The sequence below is a fragment of the Arhodomonas sp. KWT genome (genome assembly GCF_010993615.1).
In genome coordinates, this window is sequence record NZ_WNXE01000704.1 from 1 (window position 1) to 866 (window position 866).

At 68.8% G+C, this 866-nt stretch carries 1 protein-coding gene; it reads left to right on the forward strand.

From position 1 onward, the window contains the following. Nucleotides 1-783: GMC oxidoreductase (locus tag G7A99_RS21860; RefSeq protein ID WP_163144053.1), on the forward strand; the 783-nt coding region annotated here is incomplete at its 5' end. Between the last annotated feature and the right edge of the window lie 83 nt (nt 784-866).

Sequence of the window (866 nt, forward strand, 5' to 3'; positions counted from 1 at the left end):
GTGCTGGCGGCTTCTGCGGTGCACAACCCCGCGATCCTGCTCAACTCCGCCAGCGACGACTGGCCGGACGGCCTTGCCAACCGCAGCGGCCAGGTCGGGCGCGGGTTCATGACCCACTCGGTGGCGGGAATCTACGGCCTGTTCAAGGAGGACACCGAGCCGTTCATGGGGGTGAGCGGCGCCCAGCTGAGCTGCCGCGACGGCTACGGCAAGGACCGGGAGCAGGGTTTCGGCAGCTACCAGTGGCTGATCGCCCCGGCGATGAAGCCGAATGGTCTCCTCGGTATGGCGGTCACCCGGGCGGACCTCTACGGTGACGCCCTGCATGCGTTCATCCGGCGGGCCTCCCACCACATGGCGAACATGCTCGCGATGGGCGAGGACCTCCCCGACCCGGATAACCGGGTCGTGCTTGGCGAGGGGCGTGACGGCTACGGCCGGCGCCCCGCGAAGGTGGTTCACCGGTTCACCGACGACGCCATGGCGGTGCACCGCCACGCCCGCGGGGAGGGGCTCGCGGTGATGCGGGCCGCCGGGGCGGACGAGGCCTGGGCGGGGCCGCTCGGCACGGCGCACATGATGGGTGGCACGCCCATGGGCAGTGATCCTGCGGATTCGGTGGTGGACGGCTACGGGCGCAGCCACGATGTGCCCAATCTCGTGCTGGCGGGCACTGGCCTGTTCCCCACCGCCGGGGCGAACAACCCGACCTACACCATGTATGCCGTGGCGCTGCGGGGCGTCGAGCGACTGATCGACGACTGGGATGCCGTCGCCGCCTGAATTGATCGGGGTCAACTGCCCGGGACCTCCGGCGGGGTAGAGTCGCGATATTTCCGAAAGATATATGGATATTCGGATAACAC